Raw genomic sequence first — 8,736 nt, 5'->3', positions numbered from 1 at the left:
TGTTAAGTTATATAACATTTTATCTCAAGAAATATTTAGCGAAACAGATATTGATACTTTAGATTATACTGCTTTAAAAACAGGTAAATTAAGTACAGGCACTTACATTATTAAAATGAAAACAGATATTGGTGAAATTTCTAAAAAAGTCCTGATTGAATAAATAAAACCAAAGCCTTACAAATAAAAAAGCCGAAACGTATGTTTCGGCTTTTTTTATCTTTTTAATGCAAAATGACCTGAATAAGTCCTTCCGTCATACCGTGTTAGTATAAACCAATAATCATCAGATCTAAGATTTAAGCCATTAAAAGTACCATCCCAAGAATTATCATCTGGATTTAATTGTTTAATAAATTTACCATACCTATCAAAAATGTCTATAGTATAACTACTTTCAGAAGCTATACTTTTAATCTTCCAAACATCATTTATTCCATCATTATTAGGTGTAAAAAAACTAGGATAATAAATTAAAAAAACATCTTCACTTACTACTCCACAGTTGTTTTTATCTCTAACATATACGGTATAATCTCCATACTTAACATCGTTAAATACGTTACTGTCCTGAAAAAATATTCCATCTATAGAATATTCATAATTACCAATTCCTTCTGCTTCAATTATTATTGAATTACTGTTGCTTGTCCAGTCGTCTACAGTAATATTCGTGATTTCTGCAACATCAGAATTTGAAACATTAAAATACTTAACCTCTGTACAAGTTATATCATTATAGAAATTAGATACTTCTACCCAATATTCACCAGTTTCATTTAGAGTTATCGTGTTAGACACTTCTCCCGTAGACCACAATACATTATCAAAACCATAGGGAACAGAAACTGTTACCTCTTCGTTTTTACACAAATACCAGTTTTCATTAAACTCAAAATCAGGTGTTTCTAGATAAATAATTTGAAATTGTGAAATAGTAAAACAATCCGGATTATTTTTATTAAAAACTCGCACATAAATTGTTGTTTCTATATTTTCACTTTGAAAAGGTAACTCTATAGGGTTTAAATTTAGTTCAGCTTCTACAAAACTATTATGATAAGACGTCATAAATTGCCCATTTGACTCAATATTTAATATGGATTGGTTTTGAAAGTTAAAATCTAAAGGATCATCAAAGCTATCTGAACATAAAATAATATCTGACGACGAAGTAATAACTGGCACATCATAAATAGTAATAGTTTGGTTTTGCTCAATTACGTTAAAGCCATCTATCAAAGTAATTGCTACTTGATATTCTCCTGGTGCATCATATAAATGATTTACAGTTTCTTGATTAGAAAACGTACCGTCTCCAAAATCCCATAAAACAGAGTCAAAAATTTCGTTACCACTAACCTCAAATTCAGTAAATTCACCAAAACAATTTCCTTCAAATTTTATATAAGAATCAAAAAAAGATTGAATAAATGGTGGTAATCCTGCTTTAGATACACCAGTTGTCAAGTAAACGCCATCATACTGATAATCTGCTTGATCACCATATGCATTAGGATTATTAATAACGCCTAAATAATCATACTCAAAATGTGCCACATAAATTTTCTTGTCTGGACCTAATTGTAAGGCACTATGAGGAAAATCTCCAAAAGACTCTCCGTTTGTTGTTAAATCGTATCTTGAGTTTATAATATCATTATAATTAAAATTTGATGTATCAAATTGTATAATTCCGTCTTGGGTTTCTGACACATAAAGATATTTACTGTTAGAAGAAAACTCTACACCATAAATATAGCTAATAGGTAAACCTTGTTCAAAATCTGTTATTTGAATATTATTACTTGGTTTTCCTGTTGTAGCATTAAACTCAAATAAATCTAATACTTCAGAAGAGTAAGCTACAGCTAATTTTGTACCATCTGGAGATATCTTCATTGCTCCAACATTATCGTAAATATCTATTGGCGTATGACCAATTTGCGTTTCTACAGGACTCATTTGAATACCATTATTAGTTACTAAATAACTAACAAATTTGTTTGAATCACTTGCATGAGATACAACCCAAATATCATTTTCATTAGTATGTTTTATTGCAGAAATCTTCTCTGAAGTTGATTCATATAAAAGCACATTTTTTTCTGAAGTGACAACATCTCCTAACCCAGAATCTAATGACATATCTACCAAACTATATCTTAACCCATTTTCTCCTCCTGTTTCTGGCAAGGAAAACACATAGTATAAATTAATATTTCCTGGATGAGGTATGATAATACCTGATTGAGTACTAGAAATTGAACCTAACAAACCTGTTCCGTTTGGCATTAGTTGGTGATTTTTATTCCATACATCAATACCGTCAGTATAAAACAATAAATTTCCATTACTGTCCGAAATTGTAGAACAACCTTCGGGCGTATTCAAGACTCCATCATCAAGAGCTACAGGTATACCGTTACTAAAATTAATACCAGCATTTTGACCAAAATACCAATTGTTTGCTTGATTTTGACCAAATAATACTATTGTAAAAAGTAAATTTAGTAGAAAAAGCAGATTTTTCATTTAAATAGCAAAAACCTAAAGATAAGGTTTTTAGCTAAAATTTTTAACAACTTGCTCTAAATTAACATTTTGTTGCTCTCCGGTAATCATGTTTTTTAAAGCAAAAAGGCTGTTTTCTATTTCTTGTTCTCCTACAATTATTACAAAAGGAATATTTCTTTTGTTAGCATAATTCATTTGCTTTTTCATTTTTGCATTATCAGGATAAAGCTCTGCATTTATACCGTTTTCGCGTAAGGTTTTTATTGCTTTTAGAGAATATAATGCTTCTTTTTCTCCAAAATTAATAAACAATACTTCTGTAGATTTTGTTATAGTTTCAGGAAACAATTCTAGCTCTTCTAATACTAAATAAATACGATCTAGCCCAAAACTAATACCAACACCACTCATATTTTTCATCCCGAAGATACCTGTTAAATCATCGTATCTTCCGCCTCCGCCAATTGATCCCATTGCTACGTTTGGAGCTGAAACTTCAAAAATTGCTCCTGTATAATAGTTTAAGCCTCTTGCTAAGGTAACATCAAGTTGAAGGATAGCAGATTTTAAACCAAGTTCTGATATTGCTGTATTTATAAACTGAAGTTCTTCAATACCTTTTTTTCCTTCTTCAGAAGTACTTAAAATAGAGTTTAAACTTTCTACTTGTGTTCCAAAATCTCCTGATAAGCTAAATAAAGGTTGAAGTTTTTCTATACCGTCAGGACTTATTCCTTTACTAAGCATTTCTTCTTTTACCTTCTCCTCACCTATTTTATCAAGTTTATCTAATGCTACTGTAAAATCTATTAATTTATCACTTGCACCTATAACTTCTGCAATACCTGATAAAATTTTTCGATTATTAATTTTTATAGTTGCGCCTTCTAGTTTAAGTGCTGTAAACACTTCGTCGTATAATTCCACTAGCTCTACTTCTTGCCACAAACTATTACTACCTACCACATCTGCATCGCACTGATAAAACTCTCTAAAACGACCTTTTTGGGGTCTATCTGCACGCCAAACTGGTTGCATTTGGTAACGTTTAAACGGAAATTCTATCTCGTTTTGGTGTTGTACCACATATCTTGCAAATGGAACGGTTAAGTCGTAACGAAGGGCTTTTTCTGATATACTTGACGTTAATTTATTAGAGTCCTTATCGTCGTAAGCTTTTTGATCTGCTTTAGAAAGGTAATCTCCGCTATTTAATATTTTAAAAATCAAGCGATCACCTTCTTCTCCATATTTACCCATTAAGGTGTCTGAGTTTTCAAAACTTGGTGTTTCTATAGGCATAAATCCAAAACGTTCAAATTTTGATTTTATAGTATTAAAAATATAGTTTCGTTTTGCGACTTCTTCTGGATTAAAATCTCTGGTTCCTTTTGGTATGCTTGGTTTTTGTGCCATATTAACTTCCTGCAAGTGCAGAAATTTATTTAAATGATTATTCTTTTATTTCACTTTAAAAAGCTTAGTAGCAAAAATAGTAGTTTAGTTACAAATAACGAAAGTTAATTATTGAGATTACTATCTATGCAGAAGTGACTATTTTAATTGATTAAATTGTTCATATACTCATACAACTCACCTTTTGTAATATTGCTTCCTTGTTGGATAAGTGCAAACTTATCTAGGTTTTTGTCATCAGAATATTCTTTTTTTGCTTGGGCAAACTCTACACTTTCGTCCATTAAATTATTACGTAACCAATTAAAACCTTCTTGTGTAGTTACATCTACATCTTCTTTTTCAATTTTTATCCCTATTAAATGCATATGATCGTCGTTTAATGCAAAAAGATGTATGTTTTTAGGCGAAATATGTTCTAAGTATTTGGCTGCTGTTAATACGCCTTCCCAAACCAAATCACTAAATACATCTAGCTCTTGTTCGGCTACTTCTGGTTTTTCTGTTTTAATGGTTTGCCACTCTTCTGCTGTGATAGATTGTGTTGCTAAAAAGTTGATAAATTCTTGGTGCAGTTCTTCAAATTGTTCTTTTGTAAGTCTTGCGTATTTCATGTGTTTTTATTTTGAAAATTGTAAAGCATTAGCGGCTTCAAATGGTCTATCTGTTGCAAAAACATCTATACCTTTTTGCATCCAATGTCTATATAATGTATCAGATTTTGTTTTTGCTTGTTTGTCTAAGTTTCCTAAAGTACCTAAAATGGTTTTGATACCTAATTTATGTATGGCTTTATACAAACTATCTGACGATAATCTTGTACCCGTAAATGCTAACATATTTTGGGTTGGTATTTTTGAGTGTAAAAGCCAATCTAATTCTTTTGTATTTCTTGCTGAAACAGAAAGTAATAAATGAGGTGCAATTGTATAAGCTTCTGTAGCTTGTTGTATATCGTAAGTGATTAAAACAACTTGATCTTGTGCTTGTAATTGATTAACTAAATTTACAATAGATTTATAATCTACACTTCGTTTTTTATCTAGTGTTAATACAATATTGCTCTGTTTTGCAAATAGAAGTACATCTTTAAGTGTAGGTATCTTAAAATTTGTTTCTGTGCCAAAATCATCCACCAAATTAAACTGCTGAAGTTGCTTATAAGTATAGTTAGTTAATTTGCCAGTACCCGTTGTTGTGCGATCCAAACTATTATCGTGCATTAAAACTAATACACTATCTTTAGTTTGTGCTACATCAATCTCATAAATAGCAGATATACTATCATTAATATATTTTAAGGTTTCTAGGCAGTTTTCTGGATAATTACTTAATCCTTTTCCGCCTCGGTGTACGCTAATTATTGGTTTATCATCACTACGATACTTAAACTTTTTAAGTAAAATAGATGTGGTTTGATTTGATTTTGATTGCGGTTTTACATCTTGTTTGTTTTTATTGTTACAAGACAATGTAACCAATAATAATATTGGTAGAATATAGGTATATATTGTTTTTAAGTTTTTCATTATAATCAAAAAAAATGCGTTCCTAAAAATAGGAACGCAAATTTAAGAATTTAATGTTAGCTAATTGTTAGAAAATGTATCTAACACCAAACTGAGCTTGCCATCTAGAATTTAAACTAGTATCGTAAGAAAAAGTTTTTTCTACTCCTGTAAACGTGTAAGTTGGCACACCATTACCATCTACAGATACTCCTAATGGTTGTACTGACGTAGGCTGCTGTACTAATCCCCAATCGCTATTTATTAAATTTCCTACATTTAAAATGTCTAAACTTAATTGAATTGTATTAGTTTTATTATTACCGACATTAAACTTGTAGTCTTGTAGGATTTTAATATCCCATCTTCCTCTCCATGGTGCTAAAGCGCCATAACGCTCTACATAATCACCTCGTCTTTCGCTTAAATAATCATCTTGTTGAATAAATGCTTCAAAAGCTTCTGCTTGTCCTGCGCCAGAAAATTGCATTTGTTGCAGTTCATCTGCTGTGGGAACGTATAATAAATCGTTAAGAACAGATCCATCTCCATTAATATCTCCTCCGTACGTATAGTTGAATCTTCCGCCTTGAGCGTATTCAAAAAATGATGAAATTGTAGTAGCCCATTTATCATTACCGTAATTAAATTTCTTACTAAACACACCAATAAATCTGTGTGTATCCCCATATTTAGAATAAGATAATACATCATTATTTGCATTACCAACTACTGGGTTAAATGCAAATGCATCTCCTGTAATTTCTGCTTCAATAGAGTTTACATCTTTAGAATTTAAATAATTATATGCTAAGCTGGCATAAATACCATTACTAAATGTTTTTTGAGCTTTTGCTGTAAAATTCCAAATACGACCTTTATCAGAATTTGTAAATACATAAGCATTATTTATAATATCATCTGATGTGTAAATTGGTCTTGTATCTCCAGGAGAATTTAAGTTACCTGAAGGATTACGAAGTCCCCAATTTTGCACATGTGCACCATTAATATCTTTAGTATAAGAGATATCTGTTGTAGCTATTATACCATTATTAAATCTGTAATCACCTCCAATATTAGTCCTCCAAACTTGAGGAAATTTAAAGTCTGGATCTACCATTTGGTAAAAGAAAACTTCTGGATTTGCAATTTGGTTTCCTAACCATACAAAAGGTAATCTACCTGTAAAAACACCAGATCCACCACGTAATTGAAAGCTATTATCTCCTTTTACATCATAATTAAAACCTACTCTTGGAGACACTAAAATATCGTTAGTTGGCATTTTTGTGTTATCTAAAAACACTGACTCTCCATTATTTGGGTTTACATATTGAATATCTGGTGAATAACAACAAGCTCTATCAATAACTTCTTGTGCTTTAGTAGATGTATCAAAGTATAATGGTTTATCAAATCTTACACCGTAAGTTAATTTAAACTTATCTGTAATGTTCCATTCATCTTGTAAATAAAAAGCTAACTGACCAACATTAGTTTCGGCTAAAGCCCAACCACCAGCTACACCTTCTCCGTTTGCCTCTAAGCTATTATGAGCAGACTGTGCTGCATTAAATAAATCTTCTAACTGTCCTGAATCTACGAAGTTTTGGAAATCGTCCATAGTTGTTGTTGGAAAAAACACACCTTGTGCCCCATAAGCACCTAAATTAAACGAGTTATCAAACTGAAATTTTTCAAATGAAAAACCAACTGTATATGTATGATCTCCTTTTAAGAAGTTTAAATTGTTTGACAGCTGAAATACTTTTTGATCTAATCTATTATTGATAGAAAAAGGTTCATGTCCTGCTATAATATAGTTAGATCCACCTTGAGTAATAGTTATTGTTGGTGCAGGTGTAGATAATGCATCTCTAAAATCGTCAAAATGAGTATATCCCATTTGTAATTTGTTTGTTACATTACCAGGTAGATTAGAGTTTAACTCTAACTGAAAAGACTTGATATTATTATTAATTTCGTATCCTGTATTTTCAAACTGAAGTGTGTTTGTATTTGGTCCTCTAAAACCTAAAGCAGATGGATGTGCTGGTTTTTCTTTGGATGCATTTAAAAAGTTATAAATAACAGCTAATCTATTGTTATCATTAATATTCCAGTCTAACTTAAAAATTCCTTTAGTTGAATTTGATTCATAATTAAATCCTGTATAACGTCCTGGATTATAACCTAAATCTAATAATGCGTTTTGCACCAATAACAAATCAGATTCTAAAACACGAGTCTCGTTAATAGCTCCTGTACCAGAGTTAGGAACAAATCCTGCAGATCCTAAATCTGAACGCTCATCTTTTTCAAAATTAGCAAAGAAAAACAGCTTATTTTTCACAATTGGTCCACCAATACTAAGACCGTATTGTTGTTGCTCTAAATCTGCTTGAATCACATCTTCTCCCTTAATTTTTCCACCAGTCATGTCTTCATTTCTAGTAAAACCATAAACAGTACCATGAAACTCATTTGTACCACTTTTAGTTACTGCATTTACAGCTGCTCCAGTAAAACCACTAAGCGTTACATCGTATGGCGCTAATGAAACTTGGATTTGCTCAATCGCATCTAATGATATTGGCTGAGAATCTGTTTGCCCTCCAGGTGTCGCAGCATCTAAACCAAATGGATTATTAAATACAGCTCCATCTAAAGTAAAGTTGTTAAATTGATCATTTCTTCCTCCAAAAGAGTTTCCACTTGCAGATGGTTCTAGTCTTGTAAAGTCTGTTGCAGATCTTGAAATAGTTGGTAATCTAGTTAATTCTCTCCTACCAACACTAGTTTCGGCACCAGTACGATCGCTACCAAAAGTACCGGAAGATGAACCTGTTATTACTACTTCTTCTAGCGCCTCCTCATTGGAAGTCATTTTTGCATCAAGATTTGTTGTTTTACCTAATGTAAGATAGACATCTGTAAATGCTTGCTCTGTAAAACCTACATAAGAGATTGTTACTGTGTAAGGTCCACCAATTCTTAAATTTAATAAATTGTAACGACCATCAAGGTTTGTAACAGCTCCATATTTGGTCCCTGTTGGGTTGTGTACTGCGACAACATTAGCTCCTAATAAAGGAACATCTGTATCATCTACAACCAATCCTTTTATGTTTGATGTTGTTGTTTGAGCGAACCCAGTTAAAACAAAAAACATAAATAATAAAGTAAATGTAATTTTTTTCATTGTGTTGGTAATTAGTTAATTAATTTCATTTTATTATGCATGCATAATAAATACATCGCAAAATTAACACAAAAAAAGCCACCTTAAAAA

General features: G+C 31.3%; 5 protein-coding genes. All 5 read right to left on the bottom strand.

What is annotated here, in order from left to right; all coding sequences use genetic code 11:
• Window positions 1-216 precede the first annotated feature (216 nt).
• The 5 genes from ACEQT4_RS13050 to ACEQT4_RS13030 all read right to left on the bottom strand — a co-directional run bounded on the left by ACEQT4_RS13050 (window position 217) and on the right by ACEQT4_RS13030 (window position 8,646).
• Entirely contained in the window at window positions 217-2,535 is a 2,319-nt protein-coding gene (locus ACEQT4_RS13050; RefSeq protein WP_370228266.1) for a T9SS type B sorting domain-containing protein, read from the bottom strand.
• Window positions 2,536-2,565: 30 nt separating this feature from the next.
• A complete protein-coding gene (gene hisS / locus ACEQT4_RS13045) occupies window positions 2,566-3,933 on the bottom strand; it encodes a histidine--tRNA ligase (RefSeq protein ID WP_370228270.1) in 1,368 nt (455 codons plus the stop codon).
• A 143-nt stretch (window positions 3,934-4,076) separates the two neighbouring features.
• Window positions 4,077-4,547 (bottom strand): DUF6495 family protein, encoded by a 471-nt coding sequence (locus ACEQT4_RS13040; protein ID WP_106676837.1) that lies wholly within the window; start codon window positions 4,545-4,547, stop codon window positions 4,077-4,079.
• A gap of 6 nt (window positions 4,548-4,553) precedes the next feature.
• Entirely contained in the window at window positions 4,554-5,462 is a 909-nt protein-coding gene (locus ACEQT4_RS13035) for a glycerophosphodiester phosphodiesterase family protein (RefSeq protein ID WP_370228263.1), read from the bottom strand.
• Window positions 5,463-5,529: 67 nt separating this feature from the next.
• Window positions 5,530-8,646, bottom strand: a complete 3,117-nt coding sequence (locus ACEQT4_RS13030; RefSeq protein WP_370228261.1) for a carboxypeptidase regulatory-like domain-containing protein — start codon at window positions 8,644-8,646, stop codon at window positions 5,530-5,532.
• Window positions 8,647-8,736: the final 90 nt, after the last annotated feature.

The organism is Mesoflavibacter sp. (assembly GCF_964226795.1).
Lineage (GTDB): Bacteria > Bacteroidota > Bacteroidia > Flavobacteriales > Flavobacteriaceae > Mesoflavibacter > Mesoflavibacter zeaxanthinifaciens.
This window is presented reverse-complemented; position numbering and strand designations above follow the sequence as displayed.

Excerpts from the sequence above, each read along its gene's own strand:
- ACEQT4_RS13050 (WP_370228266.1), bottom strand. The coding sequence starts at position 2,535 with ATGAAAAATCTGCTTTTTCTACTAAATTTACTTTTTACAATAGTATTA.
- hisS (WP_370228270.1), bottom strand. The coding sequence starts at position 3,933 with ATGGCACAAAAACCAAGCATACCAAAAGGAACCAGAGATTTTAATCCA.
- ACEQT4_RS13040 (WP_106676837.1), bottom strand. The coding sequence starts at position 4,547 with ATGAAATACGCAAGACTTACAAAAGAACAATTTGAAGAACTGCACCAA.
- ACEQT4_RS13035 (WP_370228263.1), bottom strand. The coding sequence starts at position 5,462 with ATGAAAAACTTAAAAACAATATATACCTATATTCTACCAATATTATTA.
- ACEQT4_RS13030 (WP_370228261.1), bottom strand. The coding sequence starts at position 8,646 with ATGAAAAAAATTACATTTACTTTATTATTTATGTTTTTTGTTTTAACT.